This is a genomic window from Bradyrhizobium sp. UFLA03-84 (genome assembly GCF_002289535.1).
Lineage (GTDB): Bacteria > Pseudomonadota > Alphaproteobacteria > Rhizobiales > Xanthobacteraceae > Bradyrhizobium > Bradyrhizobium viridifuturi.
Genome location: NZ_NSJY01000013.1, coordinates 1,199,566 through 1,217,257, shown reverse-complemented (window position 1 = coordinate 1,217,257; position 17,692 = coordinate 1,199,566). Strand labels below are relative to the sequence as shown.

General features: G+C 65.7%; 18 protein-coding genes and 1 pseudogene. 12 read left to right on the top strand and 7 right to left on the bottom strand.

What is annotated here, in order from left to right; genetic code table 11:
* Positions 1–135 precede the first annotated feature (135 nt).
* From CK489_RS19870 to CK489_RS19860, 3 genes are all read left to right on the top strand, one after another.
* A complete protein-coding gene (locus tag CK489_RS19870; RefSeq protein WP_050631210.1) occupies positions 136–870 on the top strand; it encodes an SDR family NAD(P)-dependent oxidoreductase in 735 nt (244 codons plus the stop codon).
* Positions 871–1,075: 205 nt separating this feature from the next.
* A complete protein-coding gene (trpS, locus tag CK489_RS19865; protein ID WP_095733395.1) occupies positions 1,076–2,077 on the top strand; it encodes a tryptophan--tRNA ligase in 1,002 nt (333 codons plus the stop codon).
* Positions 2,078–2,206: 129 nt separating this feature from the next.
* The gene (locus CK489_RS19860; RefSeq protein WP_095733728.1) at positions 2,207–2,407 is read left to right on the top strand and encodes a hypothetical protein; all 201 of its coding nucleotides are present in this window, start codon (positions 2,207–2,209) and stop codon (positions 2,405–2,407) included.
* 27 nt (positions 2,408–2,434) lie between these two features.
* Here CK489_RS19860 and CK489_RS19855 read toward each other — a convergent pair whose 3' ends face one another.
* The 4 genes from CK489_RS19855 to CK489_RS40890 all read right to left on the bottom strand — a co-directional run bounded on the left by CK489_RS19855 (position 2,435) and on the right by CK489_RS40890 (position 4,994).
* A complete protein-coding gene (locus CK489_RS19855; protein ID WP_095733394.1) occupies positions 2,435–3,325 on the bottom strand; it encodes an aldose 1-epimerase family protein in 891 nt (296 codons plus the stop codon).
* A 113-nt stretch (positions 3,326–3,438) separates the two neighbouring features.
* Positions 3,439–4,206, bottom strand: a complete 768-nt coding sequence (locus tag CK489_RS19850; protein ID WP_050631212.1) for an enoyl-CoA hydratase-related protein — start codon at positions 4,204–4,206, stop codon at positions 3,439–3,441.
* A gap of 76 nt (positions 4,207–4,282) precedes the next feature.
* On the bottom strand, positions 4,283–4,717 hold the full coding sequence (locus CK489_RS19845) for a MarR family winged helix-turn-helix transcriptional regulator (RefSeq protein ID WP_095733393.1): 435 nt from the start codon (positions 4,715–4,717) through the stop codon (positions 4,283–4,285).
* Positions 4,718–4,724: 7 nt separating this feature from the next.
* Positions 4,725–4,994: a hypothetical protein gene (locus tag CK489_RS40890; protein ID WP_143278189.1), complete on the bottom strand. Its 270-nt coding sequence runs from the start codon at positions 4,992–4,994 to the stop codon at positions 4,725–4,727.
* A gap of 9 nt (positions 4,995–5,003) precedes the next feature.
* On the opposite strand from CK489_RS40890, the gene CK489_RS19840 reads away from it, so the two are divergent.
* Both CK489_RS19840 and CK489_RS19835 read left to right on the top strand, forming a co-directional pair.
* Positions 5,004–5,903, top strand: a complete 900-nt coding sequence (locus tag CK489_RS19840) for a CHAD domain-containing protein (RefSeq protein ID WP_245350435.1) — start codon at positions 5,004–5,006, stop codon at positions 5,901–5,903.
* A gap of 69 nt (positions 5,904–5,972) precedes the next feature.
* Positions 5,973–7,214 (top strand): annotated as a pseudogene (locus tag CK489_RS19835) (SulP family inorganic anion transporter); the annotation flags it as partial.
* 35 nt (positions 7,215–7,249) lie between these two features.
* Here CK489_RS19835 and CK489_RS19830 read toward each other — a convergent pair.
* A complete protein-coding gene (locus CK489_RS19830; RefSeq protein ID WP_158226476.1) occupies positions 7,250–8,260 on the bottom strand; it encodes a LacI family DNA-binding transcriptional regulator in 1,011 nt (336 codons plus the stop codon).
* Between the two features lie 97 nt (positions 8,261–8,357).
* Here CK489_RS19830 and CK489_RS19825 point away from each other — a divergent pair, with 97 nt between their 5' ends.
* The 4 genes from CK489_RS19825 to CK489_RS19810 all read left to right on the top strand — a co-directional run bounded on the left by CK489_RS19825 (position 8,358) and on the right by CK489_RS19810 (position 13,091).
* Positions 8,358–9,230, top strand: coding sequence for a phytanoyl-CoA dioxygenase family protein (locus CK489_RS19825; RefSeq protein WP_095733389.1), 873 nt, complete (start codon positions 8,358–8,360; stop codon positions 9,228–9,230).
* A gap of 78 nt (positions 9,231–9,308) precedes the next feature.
* Positions 9,309–10,652: an MFS transporter gene (locus CK489_RS19820; protein WP_095733388.1), complete on the top strand. Its 1,344-nt coding sequence runs from the start codon at positions 9,309–9,311 to the stop codon at positions 10,650–10,652.
* 3 nt (positions 10,653–10,655) lie between these two features.
* The gene (locus tag CK489_RS19815) at positions 10,656–11,516 is read left to right on the top strand and encodes a sugar phosphate isomerase/epimerase family protein (protein WP_095733387.1); all 861 of its coding nucleotides are present in this window, start codon (positions 10,656–10,658) and stop codon (positions 11,514–11,516) included.
* Between the two features lie 129 nt (positions 11,517–11,645).
* Positions 11,646–13,091, top strand: coding sequence for a glycosyl hydrolase family 79 N-terminal domain-containing protein (locus tag CK489_RS19810; protein ID WP_245350434.1), 1,446 nt, complete (start codon positions 11,646–11,648; stop codon positions 13,089–13,091).
* 16 nt (positions 13,092–13,107) lie between these two features.
* Here the strand turns inward: CK489_RS19810 and CK489_RS19805 are convergent, their stop codons facing one another.
* Positions 13,108–13,959 carry a division plane positioning ATPase MipZ gene (locus tag CK489_RS19805; protein WP_094194312.1) on the bottom strand — a complete coding sequence of 284 codons (852 nt, stop codon included), beginning with the start codon at positions 13,957–13,959 and terminating at the stop codon, positions 13,108–13,110.
* A 208-nt stretch (positions 13,960–14,167) separates the two neighbouring features.
* Positions 14,168–14,956, bottom strand: coding sequence for a crotonase/enoyl-CoA hydratase family protein (locus CK489_RS19800; RefSeq protein ID WP_050631220.1), 789 nt, complete (start codon positions 14,954–14,956; stop codon positions 14,168–14,170).
* A gap of 104 nt (positions 14,957–15,060) precedes the next feature.
* Here CK489_RS19800 and CK489_RS19795 point away from each other — a divergent pair, with 104 nt between their 5' ends.
* The 3 genes from CK489_RS19795 to CK489_RS19785 all read left to right on the top strand — a co-directional run bounded on the left by CK489_RS19795 (position 15,061) and on the right by CK489_RS19785 (position 17,516).
* Positions 15,061–15,630: a TetR/AcrR family transcriptional regulator gene (locus tag CK489_RS19795; RefSeq protein WP_050631221.1), complete on the top strand. Its 570-nt coding sequence runs from the start codon at positions 15,061–15,063 to the stop codon at positions 15,628–15,630.
* Positions 15,631–15,726: 96 nt separating this feature from the next.
* Complete coding sequence (locus CK489_RS19790) at positions 15,727–16,485, top strand: SDR family NAD(P)-dependent oxidoreductase (protein ID WP_050631231.1); 759 nt, start codon at positions 15,727–15,729, stop codon at positions 16,483–16,485.
* A gap of 107 nt (positions 16,486–16,592) precedes the next feature.
* Positions 16,593–17,516, top strand: coding sequence for a glutathione S-transferase family protein (locus CK489_RS19785; RefSeq protein WP_095733386.1), 924 nt, complete (start codon positions 16,593–16,595; stop codon positions 17,514–17,516).
* Positions 17,517–17,692: the final 176 nt, after the last annotated feature.

Genomic DNA, 17,692 nt, shown 5'->3' with positions numbered 1-17,692 from the left:
ACGCAAGGCCGATTCCGGCCCAAAATGCCGGTTTTTTGCCGCAAGGGCGGCTGCCGCAACGCAGATTTGAGCAGGGTTGCGTTGCGCCCCGCCTCCCCCTTTGCGAACCTGACTGCACTCACAGGAGGACGGTTGATGACAACAAACAGCTTGCACGGACATGTGGCGCTGGTGACCGGCGGATCGCGCGGCATTGGTGCTGCGATCGTCAAGATGCTGGCGGAGGCCGGAGCTGCCGTCGCCATCAACTATCGCGAACGCTCGGCCGAGGCCGAGACACTGGCGAAGGGCATCATTGCCGCCGGCGGCCGGGCGGTCGCGATCGCCGCCGACGTCTCGGAGGCTGCAGCCGTCGCCGGCCTGGTCGAGCGTGCCAAGGCCGAGCTCGGCCCGATCGACATCCTCGTCAACAATGCCGGGATCGCGATCGTCAGGGGTGTCGACGATCTCACCGAGGAGGATTTCGACCGCACCATCACGGTCAATCTCAAGTCGGCGTTCCTGTGCACGCAGGCGGTGCTGCCGATGATGCGCACCCGGAAATGGGGCCGCATCGTCAACATCTCCTCCGGTGCCGCGCGCGGCGCGGGCTCGATCGGCCCGCACTACAATGCATCGAAGGCGGCCATGGAGGGCATGACCCGCGGCTATGCCGCACGCCTCGTCAAAGAGGGCATCACCGTCAACGCGGTCGCGCCCTCGCTGATCGAGACCGACATGATGAAGGGACAGAGCGACCTCGTCAGCCGGATCCCGGTCGGCCGCTTCGGCACCGCCGAAGAGGTGGCGCAGGCCGTGATGCTGCTGGTCAACAATCCCTACATGACCGGACAGACCATCGCGATGAGCGGCGGCATGGCGTTCAACTAGGGCTGGCACATCTTGACCCGACAGCGCGATTGCCCTACGGGTCACGCCATGAACCGCTCGATCCTGATCGCCAATTTCTGGTGGCTCGCCGACTGACAGGCGGGCCGAAACGCGTTCATGCATTTTCGGGGCCGCCGCATTGAGCGGCCTTTTTCATGTCAGCAGCCCGCATGCGGCGTCCCCATTCAACCGAATGGAGATAGCCATGACCAAACCGATCATCCTCACCGGCGACCGCACCACCGGGCCGCTGCATCTCGGCCATTACGCCGGCTCGCTGCGCAGCCGCCTGAGATTTCAGGACACCCATACGCAATTCCTGCTGCTCGCCGACATGCAGGCGCTGACCGACAATGCGCACGACGTCGGCAAGGTCCGCAGCAACGTCATCGAGGTTGCGCTGGATTATCTCGCCGTCGGGATCGATCCCGAGCGGACGTCAATCTGCCTGCAGTCGCAGCTTCCCGCGCTCGCCGAACTGTCGATGCTCTATCTCAACCTCGTCACCGTCGCACGGCTGGAGCGCAACCCCACCATCAAGGACGAGATCCGCGCGCGCGGTTTCGGGCGCGACATCCCGGCGGGCTTCCTGTGCTACCCGGTGGCGCAGGCTGCCGACATCACCGCGTTTCGTGCCACTGTCGTCCCGGTCGGCGAGGACCAGGCACCGCTGATCGAGCAGACCAACGAGATCGTCCGGCGCGTCAACACGCTCGCCGGCCGGCCGCTGCTGCCGGAGGCCGAGGCCATCATCCCGCGCGCCGGACGGCTGCCCGGCATCGACGGGCGTGCGAAGATGAGCAAGTCCGCGGACAATGCGATCCCGCTCTCGGCCTCGCCCGATGACATCTCGGCCGCGGTGCGGGCGATGTTCACCGATCCCGGTCATCTGCGCGTCGCCGACCCCGGCAAGGTCGAGGGCAATGTCGTCTTTACATACCTCGACGCGTTCGACGACGATCATGACGCCGTCGAGGAGCTGAAGGCGCATTATCGGCACGGCGGCCTCGGCGACGCGACGGTCAAGCGGCGGCTTGAAGACATCCTGCAAGCCTTGGTCGCGCCGATCCGGACACGGCGCGCCGAGCTCTCGACCAATCGCGATCACGTCGTCGACGCGATCAGGCGCGGAACCCTGAAGGCGCGGGAGATCACCGAGCGCACCAAGCGCGACGTCATGGCGGGGCTCGGATTGTTCCAGCTCTGAACCTGTCATCAAACCATGGCAGGAACTGTGCTTGGCTAGGGCAGTTGTCCGTTTTCAGCATGATCTCCTCGGAAACCGCTTCGCACTTTTCCGGATCACGCTGTGGCGAAACCGGATTTGGAGCCTGTCGTGATCGATCCGAAAACGCTTCTCGAACGCGCCGCGCAGTTGGCCAATCAGGCCAAGGGCGAAGAGGACCAAGGCATCCGCGAGCGGCTGCTGCGCATGGCCGAACACTATCGCGATCTCGCCGCGCATGAGGCCTGGGCGCATGAAAACCCGCCATCGGTCGGCGCGCTCACGGGAGCGCTCGGCAGCCGCCCGCATTGAGCTGCTCGCGCAAGCGATGTCGTTTTGTCAGCTGACGCGAATCCGGTAGCTGAGCGACTGACGCGCTCGCGGGGCGATCAGCATCAGGCCGGGCTTGTCGGCGAACTCGCCATCGAACTCCGCCGGACTGGCAAAACCGTACCATGGCTCGATGCAAAGGAACGGAGCCCCGCCAACCTTCGACCAGACGCCAAGTTCGCGGAAGCCGCGCCAGGAAATCTCGATCGCCGGGCCTTGCGTGGCTGCTGCCGGACCCAGTGTCGCCGTGAAGAGGATCGATGTGCTTGCGATCTGATCGAAGACCATCGCGTCGTCATCGAACAGCTCCTCCAACAGCGCAAGCGTTCTGCCCTTGACCGGATTTGGTTCAGGCTGCCGCCGCATCAATCCGTCCTTCAACCGCCGGATCGGCGCGGGTTCAGGCTTGCCGAAGCTCAGCGTGTAGGCCTCCTTCGGCAGCCCCGGCACCAGCGGCCAATTGAACGCGGGATGACCGCCGAGCGAGGCCGGCAGCATCTCGTCGCCGGTGTTGATGATCTCGAAGCCGACCTCGAGATCGGCGCCATCGACGGCGTAGGTGACTTCCAGCCTGAACGCGAAAGGATAGCGCGCCCGGGTTTCCGCATCGTCTGACAGCGCGAGCTTGCACGACCGGGCGCTCTGCTCCAGCCAGTCGAAGCGGCGGTCGCGCGCGAAGCCGTGCTGCGTCATCGGATAGGTCTTGCCGTCGTGGCGAAGCGTGTCGTTCTTCAACCGGCCGACGATCGGGAACAGGATCGGCGCATGGCGCGGCCATTGCGGGCCGGCCTGCCACAGCAGTTCCCTGCCCTCGGCGTTCCTGAGCGACGACAATTCGGCGCCCTGGGCGTTGATGGTTGCGGCAATCCCGTCGCCGCGCAGGGTGTGACTGTCGCTCATGGATGGCCTCGTCGGGGTTGCACTGTGCCCCGTCACGAGATGTTCGATACCGGCGAAGCCGTCAACCCCAAAGCGATGGGGCCGCCCGCGCGTGGCGGCCCCGGGCGCCAAGCCTAACCGGTGATCTTGGAGAAATCGGGCTGGCGGCGCTCGGCAAACGCCGCAAAAGCCTCGCGCGCTTCGGCGCTCATCAATCGCTCCTGGAAGATCTTGCCCTCGCGCGCCATCTGCGCGCTGATCGCTGCGGGATCACGCATCAGCGCCTTGGTGTGCTGCAGCGAGCCGAACGGCCGCTTCGCCAATGCGTCCGCCGCGCCGCGTGCCCTGGCCCGGAGATCCGCGAGCGGCACCACCGCGTTGGCGAGGCCGATCGCAACAGCGGTCTCCGCCTCGACCGGTTCACCGAGCGCGAACATCGCATAGGCGCGCGCGTAGCCGATCCGCTGCGGCAGCAGATAGGTCGAGGCCGCCTCCGGCACTAGCGCAAGATTGACGAATGGCGTGATCAGCCGCGCGGTCGGCGCGAGATAAACGAGGTCGCAATGCAGCAGCATGGTGGTGCCGATGCCGACCGCATTGCCCTGCACGGCAGCGACCAGCGGCCGCGTCGCCTTGGCAAGACAGCCAAGGAAGCGGCTCACATGACGCTCGCCCTGCACGCCGCGCGACACCGCCGCGAAATCGGCAAGATCGTTGCCGGCGGTAAAGCTGTCGCCGTCGCCCTGCAACAGCACGGCGCGGATCGAGGAATCGCCTTCCGCGCGTTCGAGCGCGTCGGCCATCGCGCCATACATCGCATTGGTAATCGCATTCTTCTTGTCCGGACGCGCCATCGTCACGGTGAGAACGCCATTGTCCAGCGCCACGGTCACTTCACTCATGTCTCACTCCTTTGATTGCTACTTGTTTGGCGCGTTTTCTTCACGCGAACCGGTACCCGCTTCGCGCGAAAACGCTCTAACCGTCTTTGTCCTTCGGAAACTTCTCTTGCAGGCTGGTCAGCCAGCGCGACACCACGTCGATCTCGGCCTCCGAGAACCCGTCCATCAGGCGATTGTTGATCACCCTGGTCCGCGTCGCGGCGCGCTTGCCGAGCTCCTGCCCTGCCGGCGTCAGATAGAGCCGCTGGCTGCGTCCGTCCTCACCATCCCGCCGGCGCTTCACGAGGCCGGCGCGCTCCATCCGGTCGGCGAGCCCGGTCATCGCCGACGGCACGATGTCGAGCGCCTGCGACACGTCGCCGATCAGCGCGCCATCATTGCGGCCTAGGAAGAACAGCACGCCCGCCTGCGCCGACGTCAGGTCGTGCGCGGCCGTCTCCTGATCGATGGCGCGTTGCAGCCGTCGATAGGCCACGGTCAGAAGGAAGATCAGCCGGTGTTCCGCTTTCATGCGGTCGTTATATATTTCGCTCGCGAAATATCAAGATATTTCGTGCGCGAAATATCTGGCGATGTCCGTTTGCTTTTTGCGGCGCCTCAATAATTCCGCATCCAAGTCCCGTAAAATGCCAAAGATGAGCCCTCTCAACCGCTTTGATTGCGACATTTTGATCGCGTCGCCGGATCGTTGCGCCGTGCTCCAGCAGAAAACCCTTGATCGACATCGACCAAACGGGAAATCTTGCATCGGGCAGCCGCGCCTTGCTTTGCGGCTTCGGCGGCACCACGGGAGTGTCATGACGTCAGCGGCTAGTCCGGACAGGGAGCGCGTTGCCCGCCCGATGCGGCCGCGCCATCTCAGCCAGGCCATGCGTTGTGAGACCGCGTTTCGCCTGATCCTGTCGGAATGCCTCGAGGAAGTCGCGACCAATCACGAGGCCCTGAGCTCCGGCGATCCCACGGCGCTGCACCAGACCCGGATCGCACTGACGCGGCTGAAGGCGGCGGTCGCCTTTTACGGCCCGATGGTGGCAGACAGCGAATGGACGCGACTGAAATCCGAACTGAAATGGCTGAGCGCCCATCTCGGCGCAACGCGCGACCTCGATGTGGCGATCACGAACAGCAAGGGCTTGCCCGAGGAGCGCATGCTCCAGACCGCGCGAGCCGACGCCTTCGACGCGCTCAAGGAGGCGCTGCAAAGCGATCGATACTGGCAATGGTTCGACGGCATGTGGGACTGGGTCGGCAGCGGCCCCTGGACCACACCGCAGAACCGCCGCGCCGCGCAGCGGCGGGCGGTACCGGTCGCGGTGTTTCACGCCCGCCGGTTGGCGCGGTGGCATGGCAAACTGTGCCAGAAGAGCCGCGGGCTGCAAGGCATGGGCAAGAACAAGCGCCACCGGGTCCGGCTCGCCAGCAAGCGGCTGCGCTACGCCATCGAGTTCTCGGAGGGTGGCTTGCCTGCCGATGTCTACGCGTCTTGGCGGCACGTGCTGAAGCAGTTGCGCAAGGGACAGCAACTGCTCGGCGAGCTGAACGACGACGAGGTCCGTCGCGCGCTGCTCGAAAATGCCGATTCCCTTGCGCAGCGCGCCCACGAGCGCAAAGCCAAGCACCAGCGCGTGCACGAGCGGAAGCGCAAGAGCCAGCTGTTGCGCCGCGCCGCGGCGGTCTACCGGAAGCTTGCCGAATGAACACAGTCCTCCCATTCGCACACGGCGATTCCGCCCGTTTTCATCATCCTCTCCTTTGTGGTCATTCCCATGCCTGACGGCTCCTCTACGACACATCTCTATCGTCCCAAGCTCCTCACCACGCTTACCGAAGGTTACGGCCTTGCCGCCTTCCGGCACGACGTGATGGCAGGCCTGACGGTAGCCGTGGTGGCACTGCCGCTGTCGATGGCGATCGCGGTGGCCTCCGGCGTGACGCCGGAGCGCGGGCTTTTCACGGCCATCGTCGGCGGCTTCCTGGTCTCCGCGCTGGGCGGCAGCCGCTTTCAGATCGGCGGCCCGGCCGGCGCCTTCATCGTGCTGGTCGCGGCAACCGCCGCGAAGTTCGGCGTCGAAGGCCTGCTGCTCACCGTCATGGTCTCCGGCCTGATGCTGACGCTGATCGGCGCATCGGGACTTGGCTCGCTGATCCGCTACATTCCGCATCCCGTGACCGTCGGCTTCACCTGCGGAATTGCGGTCACCATTCTGGCCAGCCAGTTGCGCGATCTCGGCGGGCTGACGCTTTCGGGTGCCGAGCCAGGGCCGTTCCTGCCGAAGCTCGCGGCGCTCGGTCACGCCCTGCCGACGCTGAACTGGTCCGCGCTCGCGGTCGGCGTCGGCTCGGCGGCGGCGATCTTCGTGCTGCGCGCCTGGCGGCCGGCCTGGCCGGCGATGCTGATTGCTATCGCGATCGCGTCGGTCGCGGCGCTGCTGCTGCATTTGCCGGTCGAGACCATCGGCACGCGGTTCGGCGAAATTCCGCGCGGCCTGCCGGTGCCGCATCTGCCGGAATTCTCCTGGGCGCTGCTGCTGCAGATCCTGCCGGCGTCGCTGTCCTTCACGTTGCTCGGCGGCGTCGAGAGCCTGCTCTCGGCAAAAGTCGCCGACGGCATGACCGGCCGCAAGCATCGCTCCAACATGGAGCTGGTGGCACAGGGCATCGCCAACGTCGCATCGGCGTTTTTTGGCGGAATCAGCGTCACCGGCACGATCGCGCGCACCGCGACCAACATCCGGGCCGGCGCGCGCAGCCCGCTGTCCGGCATGCTGCATTCGGCGTTCCTGCTGTCGTTCATGATCGTGGCGGCACCGCTTGCGAGCTACATCCCGCTGCCGGCGCTGGCCGGCGTCCTCGTCGTCGTCTGCTGGTACATGGCGGAGAAGGAAGCGTTCGTGCACCTGATCACGAACTGGCGCGCTGCCGCAGTGCTGCTCCCAACCTTCGGCCTGACGGTGTTCGAGGATCTGACGTTCGGCATCATCTCGGGGTGCGTGATCGCCGCGCTGCTCGCCGGCGCCGACCGTTGGCAGCGAAGGGGAACCAACTAACCGCTGTCGCGCAGCACCAGCTCGAAGCCGAGATCGATCCGGCGCTCGCCGCCGCGCTCAAGCGTCAAGGTCGCCGCGGTGCGGCCGATCGCGTCGCCGTGCACACTGATGGTGCTCAGCGTCGGCGAGATCAGCTGGCCCATTTCGAGATCGCCGAGCCCGATCACGGCAACCGGCTGCGCCGATGCGGGCCCGTCACGCAGCAGCCCGGCCTTGCGCAGCCCCGACATGAAACCGATCGCATGTGCATCGTTGGCGGCGAACACGGCATCGACGTCGGGCAGCTTTGCATGCGCCGCCACGCTGCCGGAGGCGTTGCGCTCCAGGATCAACCGGCGCGGCTCGGCGAGGCCGCTTGCCACCGCCTCGTCCCTGAAGCCGAGCCAGCGGCGCGTGCCCCGAGGATCGTCTCCGCCGATGAAGGCAAGCTGCTTGCGTCCTTGCGCAACCAGATGCTTCGCGACGGCCGTGCCGGCCTTGTAATTGTCGAAGCCCGCGACCGCATCGATCGGGTTTGCCGGCAGATCCCAGGTCTCGACGATCGGGATGCGCGCATTGCGCAGCAGGCGGCTGCCCTCCTCCGTTGCCGGCGAGCCGACCATGATGATCGCCTCGGGCCGCCGCGACAGCAGCGCCGCCAGCATGCGGTCCTCGCGCACCGCGTCGTAGCGCGACTGCGCCAGGATCACCGAGAAGCCGAGCGGCTCGAGCTTGTCTGACAGGCCCTGCACCGTATCGGCGAAGATCGAATTGGCGATGGTCGGCACCAGCACGCCGACCGAATTGGTCCGCGCGCTCGCCAACGCCCCGGCCACCAGGTTCGGGATATAGCCGAGATCGCGCATCGCCCGCTCGACCCGCGCCCTCGTCTCCGGGGCGACCAGATCGGGCATCCGCACCACCCGGCTTACCGTGATCGAGGACACGCCGGCGCGCTTGGCCACCTCTGAAAGGGTGGGCGCGGCGCCAGCCGGGCCGGTCCCGGGTTCGGTCAGTTCGGAGTTCATGGCTGGAGCCTGCACGATTCCGGGTTGCCAAGCCATGATGTTAGCGCTAGCATCAGCCAATGTTAGCGCTAACATGAGACAAAATGGGAGAAACAGCATGATTTCGGACGAGCAGGCCCAAGCCTACAGGCGCGACGGGGTGATCGTGGTCCCCGAGGTGCTCAACCAGGAGACCCTGGGGCGGGTGCGCACGGTGCTCGCGGAGCTGGTGGCCGGCGCCGCCGCGGTGACCGAGCACACCGATGTCTACGACCTCGAACCGGGCCATACGCCGGAGACCCCGCGCGTCCGCCGCATCAAGGCGCCGCACAAGGTGCATCCGATCTTCGATGAGATCGTCCGCAGCCCCGCCGTGATCTCGATCCTGACCAGACTGATCGGCCCCGGGCTTCGCCTGCACGGCTCCAAGCTCAACATGAAATCTGCGCAGTACGGCTCGCCGGTCGAATGGCATCAGGACTGGGCGTTCTATCCGCACACCAATGACGACATTCTCGCGATCGGCGTGCTGCTCGACGATTGCGACATCGAGAACGGCCCGATGCTGGTGACGCCGGGATCGCACACCGGCGACACGATGTGGGATCATCACGGCGAGGACGGCTGCTTCGCCGGCCTGATCGACCCCGACCAGATCCAGGACGACATCAAGCGCGCGGTGCCCTGCATGGGCAAGGCCGGCAGCATGTCGTTCCACCATGTGCGCGCGCTGCACGGCTCGGCGACCAATACGTCGAACCGGCCGCGCAATCTGCTGCTCTATGAAGTCGCCGCCAGCGACGCCTGGCCGCTGATGGGCGTGAAGGACTTCGACGAGTTCAACAGCCGCCTGCTGGCAGGCCCGCCGGTGGTCGCGCCGCGGCTGACCGACGTGCCGGTGCGGATGCCGTTGCCGCCGGCCAAACGGCAGGGATCGATCTACGAGACCCAGTCGGCGTCGAAGAAATCCTACTTCACGCGCGCGGCCTGAAGACGACGACAATGCCCGCGGCCAAGCCGCGGGCATTGCTGCTTTCAATACATAAAAACAGACACTACGGGGAAACGAATGACCAAGATGGCAGATGGCGCCAGCAATTCGCGCCTGCGTGTGATTCTTGCAGCCAGCATCGGCTCCGCGCTCGAATGGTACGACTTCTTCCTCTACGGCACCGCCGCCGCGCTGGTGTTCGGCGAGCTGTTCTTTCCGAAGAGCGATCCGGTGGTCGGCACGCTGCTGTCGTTCCTGACCTTCGGCGTCGGCTTCGTGGTGCGGCCGTTCGGCGGCCTGTTGTTCGGCATCCTCGGCGACCGCTATGGCCGCAAGCCGGTGCTGGTCGCAACGCTGCTGATGATCGGCATCGGCACCACCGCGATCGGCTTCCTGCCGACCTATGCGCAGATCGGTGTCTGGGCGCCGGTCCTGCTGGTCGCGATGCGCGTCATCCAAGGCCTCGGCGCCGGCGCCGAGTATGGCGGCGCGGTGATCTATCTGGTCGAGAACGCGCCGCCGAAGCATCGCGGCTTCTGGGGCGGCTTCGCGCCGCTCGGCGTCTCCGTCGGCAATCTGCTCGCCGCCGGCGCCTTCGCGCTGGTGACGATGTTGCCGCGCGAGCAGCTGATGAGCTGGGGTTGGCGGCTGCCTTTCCTGGCAAGCTTCCTCCTGATCGTGGTCGGCATCTTCGTCCGCATGCGCATCACCGAGACACCGGTTTATACCGAGGCGGTGGTTGCGCGCGGCAAGGTCGAGAGCAATCCGGCGATGGAGGCACTGCGCCAGCACCCGCGCAACTTCTTCGTCGTGCTCGGCGCGCGGATGGCCGAGAACGGGCTCGGCTATTTCTTCCCGGTGTTCGGTCTGAGCTACGTGATCACGACGCTCGGCGTGCCGAAAGCCGAAGCGCTCAGCGCGCTGATGCTGGCGTTCACGGTCGAGCTGTTTGCGATCCTCGGCTTTGCGGCGCTGTCTGATAGAATCGGACGGCGTCCGGTCTACATGTTCGGCGCACTGGCCGGCGTCGCGCTCGCCTTCCCGTTCTTCTGGATGGTCGGCACCAAGGAATGGATCATGATCGCGCTCGCCTTCATCCTGGCGCGCGCCGTGGTGACGGCGGCGATGTTCGGGCCGCAGGCGGCGTATTTCGCCGAGCTGTTCCCGCCGCAGCGCCGCTTTGCCGGTTTCGCCTTCGCCCGCGAGCTCGGCTCGCTGCTGTCGGGTGGCCCGGCGCCGTTCGTTGCCACCGCACTGGTGGCGGCATACGGCACCTGGTGGCCGGTCGCCTGCTACGCGATGTTCCTATCGGCCTGTACGGTGGTTGCGATCTGGATCGGACCGGAGACCTATCAGGAGAACATCGCCGCCGATGCCAGCGAACAGGCAGAGCTGCCCGCGGCGATCCCGGCGCGGGCCTGATCGGTGGCGCAACGACTGCGTATCCTGCAGTCGCTCTGGGCGATGGAGCGGCGGCTGGCGGACGAGGCCGAATGGCCGTTGCAAACCCAGCTCGCGATGATCCGCGATGCCGGGTTTGACGGCGCCGGCGTTCGCTTCATCGATCCGGCCTTCGCGCGCGAGGTGACGAGCTTCCTGCGCGCGCATGGCATGATCTGGCAGGCGCAATGCTACCCGAAGGGCATCGACGACCTGAAGCCGGTGCTCGAGCTGGTCGCCGAGCTCGGCGCCGATCACGTCAACCTGCAGCCGGACGTCCGGCCACGCAGGCTCGCCGATTGCATTCCCCTGCTCGAAGGCTGGCGGCGGCTCGCCACGGAGGCCGGCATCGCCGTGCATGTCGAGACCCATCGCGACCGCATGACGACCGACCTGTTCTTCATGCTCGATTTGCTCGACTGCTTTCCCGACCTGCGGCTTACCGCCGATCTCTCGCATTATCTGGTCGGCCGCGAATTCGCCTGGCCGGTCGATGACGTCAACCACGCGATGATCCATCGCATCCTCGACCATGCCTGGGGCATCCACGGCCGCATCGCGAGCCGCGAGCAGGTGCAGATCTCGCCCGGCTTCCCGCAGCACCAGGGCTGGGTGTCGCTGTTCACAGCCTGGTGGGAGTACGGCATCCGGTCCTGGCGGAAGCGCGCCGGGCCCGATGCGACCCTGACCTTCCTGTGCGAGCTCGGGCCCGCGCCCTATGCCATCACCGGCCCCGACGGCCGGGAATTGTCCGACCGCTGGCAGGACGCGCTGGCCATGAAGGACATGATCCGCGCGCTGTGGGATCGCATCGCAAGCGAGCCGCAAGGCGCGCTCCCGCGTTGATTCAATCAGGCGCCGGCGGCATTCTGACCCGAAGCGCAACTCAGAACGCAGCGAGCAACCGTGCGCAATCATGGCCGGGCAGATCCAATTCGACGCCTCGCCCGCGTCGTCGTCCCGGCTATTGCCGCCTTGGTCTGCACGAAGGCGACCGCAGCCGAACTGACGCTTGATGTCGCGGCCATGCCGCGCGTCGCGACGATCGATCCGCGCTTTCAGTCGTACAACATCGAGATGGTCGAGGTGACCGGCGGACGATTCTGGAAGCCCTATGGCGCCGCCGGTGCCACGGCGGATGCCAAGGCAGAACGGTTCGCACCGCGCACGCCGATCGATCTGCGCGATGACAGGCTGCGAAGACTCGCGGCAGCGCTCTCTCCGGCCTACCTTCGCGTCAGCGGAACCTGGGCCAACAGCACGTTCTTTGCGGATACCGGTGCGCCGCCGACCACACCGCCGGCCGGCTTCAAGGGCGTGCTGACACGCCGGCAATGGCTAGATGTGATCGACTTCTCGCACGCCGTCGATGCCCGCATCGTCACGTCCTTTGCGATCAGCGCCGGCACGCGAGACGCTACGGGACGATGGACCCCCGAACAGGCCCGGCAGCTTCTCGCCTTCACGCGGTCGACCGGCGGCGAAATCGCCGCCGCCGAGTTCATGAACGAACCCGACCTGCCGGCAATCGGCGGCGCCCCTGACCGCTACGATGCCGCGGCCTACGGCAGGGACTTTGCTGCGTTCCGCACCTTCATGAAGACGACAGCGCCTGACGTGACGATCCTCGGGCCCGGCACGATCGGCACCGGCGCCGATGCGCAAGCGCGCTTCGCCGTATCGGCAAAAGGCATCGATGTGGTCTCCTACCATCACTACGGTGCGCTCTCGGCGCGATGCGGCGGCGATCGCACGGCGAGTCAGGCATTGTCGGACGAATGGCTGGCGCGAACCGGCAACACACTTGTGTTCTATCGGACGCTGCGCGACCGTCTCACACCCGGCAAGGCGATCTGGCTGACCGAGACTGCCGAGACGGCGTGCGGCGGCAACCGCTGGGCCGCCACCTTCGCCGACACTTTCCGCTACCTCGATCAGCTCGGGCGATTGGCCAAGGCCGGCGTTCAGATTGTCATGCACAACACGCTTGCCGCGAGCGACTATGGGCTGCTCGACGAGCGAACCCATCTGCCGCGGCCGAACTACTGGGCCGCGCTGCTATGGCGGCGGTTGATGGGAACGACCGTGCTCGATGCCGGCATTCCCGTGCAGCCCGGCTTCCATGTCTATGCGCATTGCGCACGCGACATGCCCGGCGGAATAGCCCTGCTCGTCATCAACAATGACCGCCGACGACAACGCAAGCTGACGCTCCCGGCCGCTTCGCAACGCTACACGTTGGCAAGCGAAAAGCTCGCCGACGGCAATGTTCGGCTCAATGGCAGCACGCTCGCGCTTGGAGCTTCCGACCAGCTTCCCGCCCTGAACGGCACGCCAGCTGCGGCGGGAGCGATCGTATTTGCGCCGGCAACGATCACATTCCTGACCGTTGCCAATGCCGGCAATATCAATTGCCCGTAGTGACCGAGACTTCGGCTTATGCCGCGTCGCGGCCGGCCTCGGTGGCCTCCGGCGGACGCGCCACCAGATGGCCGAGCATGATCGCCGTCATCAACCGCTCCATCTCGAGCCGTGCGGTGACATGCGACATGGTCGGCCGGCTGCCCAGCGCGAGCTGGTTGACATCGTCGACCGCCGTCAGGCCGCGCGGATAGAATTCGCGGAAGATGACGCGCTCGGCCAGGCCGTCGACCAGGCGGAAATTCAGCGTCTTCGACAGCTCGCTGAGCGCCTCGCCAACGAGGCGCTTGTTGCGTGAACCGAGGGTCGAGAGGCGATTGCGCAGCACCACCCACTCGAATGCCGGCTGATCGTTTCCGGTGCGCTGCTGCCGCGCCTCCTCCACCATCTTGGAATAGTGGCTGATACCGGTCACCTTGAAGTCGTTCGGATCGACGGTGCCGAGCACGTCGAAGTCGAGGAAACTGTCATTCAGCGGCGTGATCAGCGTGTTCGCCAGCGAATGCGTGAACGTCGTCAGATAGGTATCGTGACCGGGGCAGTCGATGACGACGAAATCATGCGACCGGCTGAGCCGCTCGACGATCTCGGCGAGCGCGCTGCGCCCGAGCGTCTCGACCTCGCTGCTCCTGCCGCTCACCGTCTCGAAGCACATATGCGCCGGGACGCCGAGATCCAGCGAGGTTTCCCGCTCCCAGTCGCGCCGGTTCTCGACGTAATGCGTCAGCGACTTCTGCTTGTTGTCGAGATCGATGGTGGCGACACGCTGCCCCGCCTTGATCAGCGCGATGGCGACGTGCATGGCAATCGTCGACTTGCCAGAGCCACCCTTGTTGTTTCCTACAACGATTACGCGTGCGTTTGTCATGGGAATCCCTACCGGACGCTTGAGTCAAAGCAGGACGAAACAGAATTTAATGAATGGTACGAATCTCCCTGATTCGACGAATCTCGACAAGAGTCGTCGCGACATCGTCATGATCGAAATTCGTGCGGCTGCGACATCATTGTCACAACCGCATCGAGGGCACGTACCGTGAACGCAATGCACGTTTCAGGGACTAACGTCGCTGAGACTAGCGCCCCTGGAACACGGCCGCACGACGCTCCACGAAGGACTTGATGCCCTCGGCGGCATCCGCAGTGTTGAGCACGCGCTCGCGGATCTCCGGGATGATCGCAATCGCCGCCTGCTCGCCGGCTTCGATGAACTTGCGGCCCGCTTCCTTCGTCACCTGGATTCCGAGCGGCGCATTGCGCGCGATGATCGCTGCAAGCGCCATCGCGCGTTCGATCTGCTGACCGGCCGGCACGACTTCCTGCACCAGGCCGATCCGATGCGCCTCGGTGGCGGAGAACTCGTCGCACAGCAACAGGTGATACATCGCATCGCCCCATCCGGCACGGCTGATGTAGCGGAAATGCGCGCCGGCAAGCGGCGCGATGCCACGCTTGGCCTCCATCTGGCAGAAGCGGCTGTCGTCCGCGGCGATGACGATATCGCCGGCCAGCATCATCTCGATGCCGACCGTGAATACGATGCCCTGCACTGCCGTGACGATCGGCTTCCGGCACCGCTTCGACAATCCGAAGGGATCGACGTTGCCCTCCGGCAGCGGCTTGCGGCTCGCCGTCGGACCGAAGAATTTCGGCATGTCGAGACCCGCGGTGAAGCTGCCGCCGGCGGCGCAGAGCACGCCGACCCAAAGGCCGTCATCATTGTCGAGCAAGGTCAGCGCGTCGGACAGCTCAGTCATCATCTCCGGACTGAAGGCGTTCTTCTTCGCGGGATTGTCGATGATGATCTTCAGGATGCGGTCGTGCCGCTCGTGACGGACCCGCCCTTCGCTCGCGCTGCCGGACATCTGTTGCTCCCTGCTTTGTGACTGACAATTTTCTGGATGATACTTGTCATCCAGAAGCATGATGGTCATAATCCAGATTGAGAGTCAAACAGGGGCATTGCGAGATGGGCCATTCCCAGGCCGACAAGGCCAGGAGCCGGGAGCGGATCCTGAACGAGGCGGCGACACAGATCCGCAAGAAGGGGCTCGACGCCCTCAGCATCGGAAACCTGATGCAGCAGGTGAAGCTGACCCATGGCGGATTCTACGGGCATTTTGCCTCGCGCTCCGACCTGGTCGCCGCGGCGCTGGAACAGGCGCTGAATGCCGGTGAAGCGTCGGCGCACGCCGCGCGCGATCCCGACAAGCCGGTCAGCATCAACACGCTGGTGCGAAGCTATCTGAGCCGCACCCATCGCGACCAGCCCAAGTCGGGTTGCGCGATCGGCGCGCTGATCTCCGATGTCGGCCGCGCCGACGCGCAATGTCGCGCGGTGATGGAGCCGCACATCGAATCCTTCATCGCCAAGGTCGCCGAGACGTTCGGTGATGATGACGACAGCCGCGCGATCGTCGCTGTCAGCGCGATGGTCGGCGCACTCGCGATCTCGCGCGTCATCACCGACCCGAAGCGATCCGATGCCATTCTGCGCACGGTGCGCGACAGTATCGTCGCGATGGCCTCGGACGAATGATTGCGCCCGCACCGCGGGTACCTTGTTTGTTTGAGCATGATCTTTTCGGGAAACCGGTTTCCACTTCTCCGGATCATGCTGTTGATGGAGCGAGCCATGAACGACCGATCCACCCTCGAGCCGACGGCTGTGCAGGGCAGCGTGCTGATATCAGGCGTCGGCGCATCCAACGGCCTGGGCGCCGCGATCGCGCGACGCTTTGCCGCCGGCGGCTATCCGGTCGCGATCGCTGGCCGCAACGCCGAAAAGCTCGCAGCAACCGCGGCCGAACTCGCCGCCGATGGCGCCAGGGTCACTCATGTCGTCGGCGATGCATCGACTGCGGCTGATGTCGCCCGCTTCGTCGAGGCTGCGCAGAAGCTGGCCCCGCTTGCGATGGCCGTACACAATGCCGGCTCCAACCGGCCGGCGCCGTTTCTCAAGGTCAGCGAGCAGCGCTTCGAGGAGCACTGGCGCGAACATGCGCTCGGCGGCTTCCAGCTCGCGCAGGCCGCGATCCCCGCTCTGCTCGCGCGCGGCGGCGGCACGCTGGTGTTCACCGGCGCCAGCGGCTCGCTGCGCGGCAAGGCCAATTATTCGCCATTCGCCGCCGCCAAGGCCGCGCTGCGCGCGATGGCGCAGAGCGTGGCGCGCGAGTTCGGTCCGCAGGGCATTCATGTCGGCCATGTCGTGGTCGATGGCGGCATCGAGGGCGATCGCCTGCTGAGCCTGCGCCCGCAATTGAAGGACGATCGCGGGCCGGACGGCCTGCTCAACATCGCAGCCATCGCCGACGCCTATTGGGTGCTGCATCACCAGCATCGCAGTGCCTGGACGCTGGAGCTCGACCTGCGGCCGTGGGCGGAGCAGTTCTGAGCACCCTGCGCCGCCCTCACCCCTGAATATCGGTTGCGATCCGCCGAAATCTTGTCAGGCTATGCCGCAGGGTTTGTCGAGATCGCACCATATCCCGGGAGGAGGCCATGTCGCAGCCCACGCCGATCCTGCATCATTTCGATCAGTCGCCGTTTTCCGAGAAGATCCGCATCATCTTCGGATTCAAGAAGCTCGCCTGGCACTCGGTGCGGATTTCCCGGATCATGCCGCGGCCGGACCTGATGCCGATGACCGGTGGTTATCGCCGGACGCCGACGATGCAGGTCGGCGCCGACATCTATTGCGATACCCAGATCATCATCCGCGAGCTGGAGCGGCGTTATCCGACGCCGACGCTGTTTCCCGCAGGCAATGCCGGGATGCCCTGGGCGCTTGGCATGTGGACCGACCGGCCGTTCTTCCAGAGCACGGTCAACCTCGTGTTCGGCTTCATCGGCGACAAGGTCCCGCGGGATTTCATCGAGGATCGCGAGAAGCTGCGCGGCGGCAAGTTCGACGTCGCCGCGATGACCGCGGCGCTGCCGCAGATGCGCGACCAGTTCCGCGCCAATGTCGACTGGATCGAGGCGCAACTCGGCGACAACAGGCCGTTTCTGCTCGGCGAATTCAGCCTCGCCGATGTCAGCGCCTACATGAACGTGTGGTACGCGCGGCAGAGCCTCGCTGCGATGGACGAGATGATGAAGCCCTTCCCGCACGCGCTGGCCTGGGAGGCACACGTCCGCGCCATCGGCCACGGTACGCGCAGCGAGATGTCGTCGGCCGACGCGCTCGAGATCGCAGCGAAGGCGCAGCCGGAGACGCCCGTGTGCGCCGACCCGGCGGATCCGAACGGCCGCAGGCCCGGCGACATCGTCAACGTGATGCCGGATGACTACGGCAAGATCCCGGTCCGCGGCGAGATCGTCTCGCTGTCGGCACAGCACATTGCGATCCGGCGGTCGGACGAACGCGTCGGCGAGGTCGTGGTGCATTTCCCACGCGCCGGCTTCCTGGTCGTCCCGGGCTGATCGCCGCGGCTGCAGCCGCCGGCTGCACTCCCGCAACCTGGAAACGCTGCGTTTCGTGGCCTGACCTTGCCGCGCGCCCGAGCCGGCAATAGCTCCAAATGATCTCCAACCGAAGGCTCCACAGCGCAGGCTTGCGGACATCTCAGCAAGCAACATGACCTCTCGGCCTGCGTGCG

What these genes read in the sequence shown, in the direction of transcription:
- CK489_RS19870 (WP_050631210.1), top strand. Translation starts at nt 136, where the DNA reads ATGACAACAAACAGCTTGCACGGACATGTGGCGCTGGTGACCGGCGGA.
- trpS (WP_095733395.1), top strand. Translation starts at nt 1,076, where the DNA reads ATGACCAAACCGATCATCCTCACCGGCGACCGCACCACCGGGCCGCTG.
- CK489_RS19855 (WP_095733394.1), bottom strand. Translation starts at nt 3,325, where the DNA reads ATGAGCGACAGTCACACCCTGCGCGGCGACGGGATTGCCGCAACCATC.
- CK489_RS19850 (WP_050631212.1), bottom strand. Translation starts at nt 4,206, where the DNA reads ATGAGTGAAGTGACCGTGGCGCTGGACAATGGCGTTCTCACCGTGACG.
- CK489_RS19845 (WP_095733393.1), bottom strand. Translation starts at nt 4,717, where the DNA reads ATGAAAGCGGAACACCGGCTGATCTTCCTTCTGACCGTGGCCTATCGA.
- CK489_RS19840 (WP_245350435.1), top strand. Translation starts at nt 5,004, where the DNA reads ATGACGTCAGCGGCTAGTCCGGACAGGGAGCGCGTTGCCCGCCCGATG.
- CK489_RS19830 (WP_158226476.1), bottom strand. Translation starts at nt 8,260, where the DNA reads ATGAACTCCGAACTGACCGAACCCGGGACCGGCCCGGCTGGCGCCGCG.
- CK489_RS19825 (WP_095733389.1), top strand. Translation starts at nt 8,358, where the DNA reads ATGATTTCGGACGAGCAGGCCCAAGCCTACAGGCGCGACGGGGTGATC.
- CK489_RS19820 (WP_095733388.1), top strand. Translation starts at nt 9,309, where the DNA reads ATGACCAAGATGGCAGATGGCGCCAGCAATTCGCGCCTGCGTGTGATT.
- CK489_RS19805 (WP_094194312.1), bottom strand. Translation starts at nt 13,959, where the DNA reads ATGACAAACGCACGCGTAATCGTTGTAGGAAACAACAAGGGTGGCTCT.
- CK489_RS19800 (WP_050631220.1), bottom strand. Translation starts at nt 14,956, where the DNA reads ATGTCCGGCAGCGCGAGCGAAGGGCGGGTCCGTCACGAGCGGCACGAC.
- CK489_RS19795 (WP_050631221.1), top strand. Translation starts at nt 15,061, where the DNA reads ATGGGCCATTCCCAGGCCGACAAGGCCAGGAGCCGGGAGCGGATCCTG.
- CK489_RS19790 (WP_050631231.1), top strand. Translation starts at nt 15,727, where the DNA reads ATGAACGACCGATCCACCCTCGAGCCGACGGCTGTGCAGGGCAGCGTG.
- CK489_RS19785 (WP_095733386.1), top strand. Translation starts at nt 16,593, where the DNA reads ATGTCGCAGCCCACGCCGATCCTGCATCATTTCGATCAGTCGCCGTTT.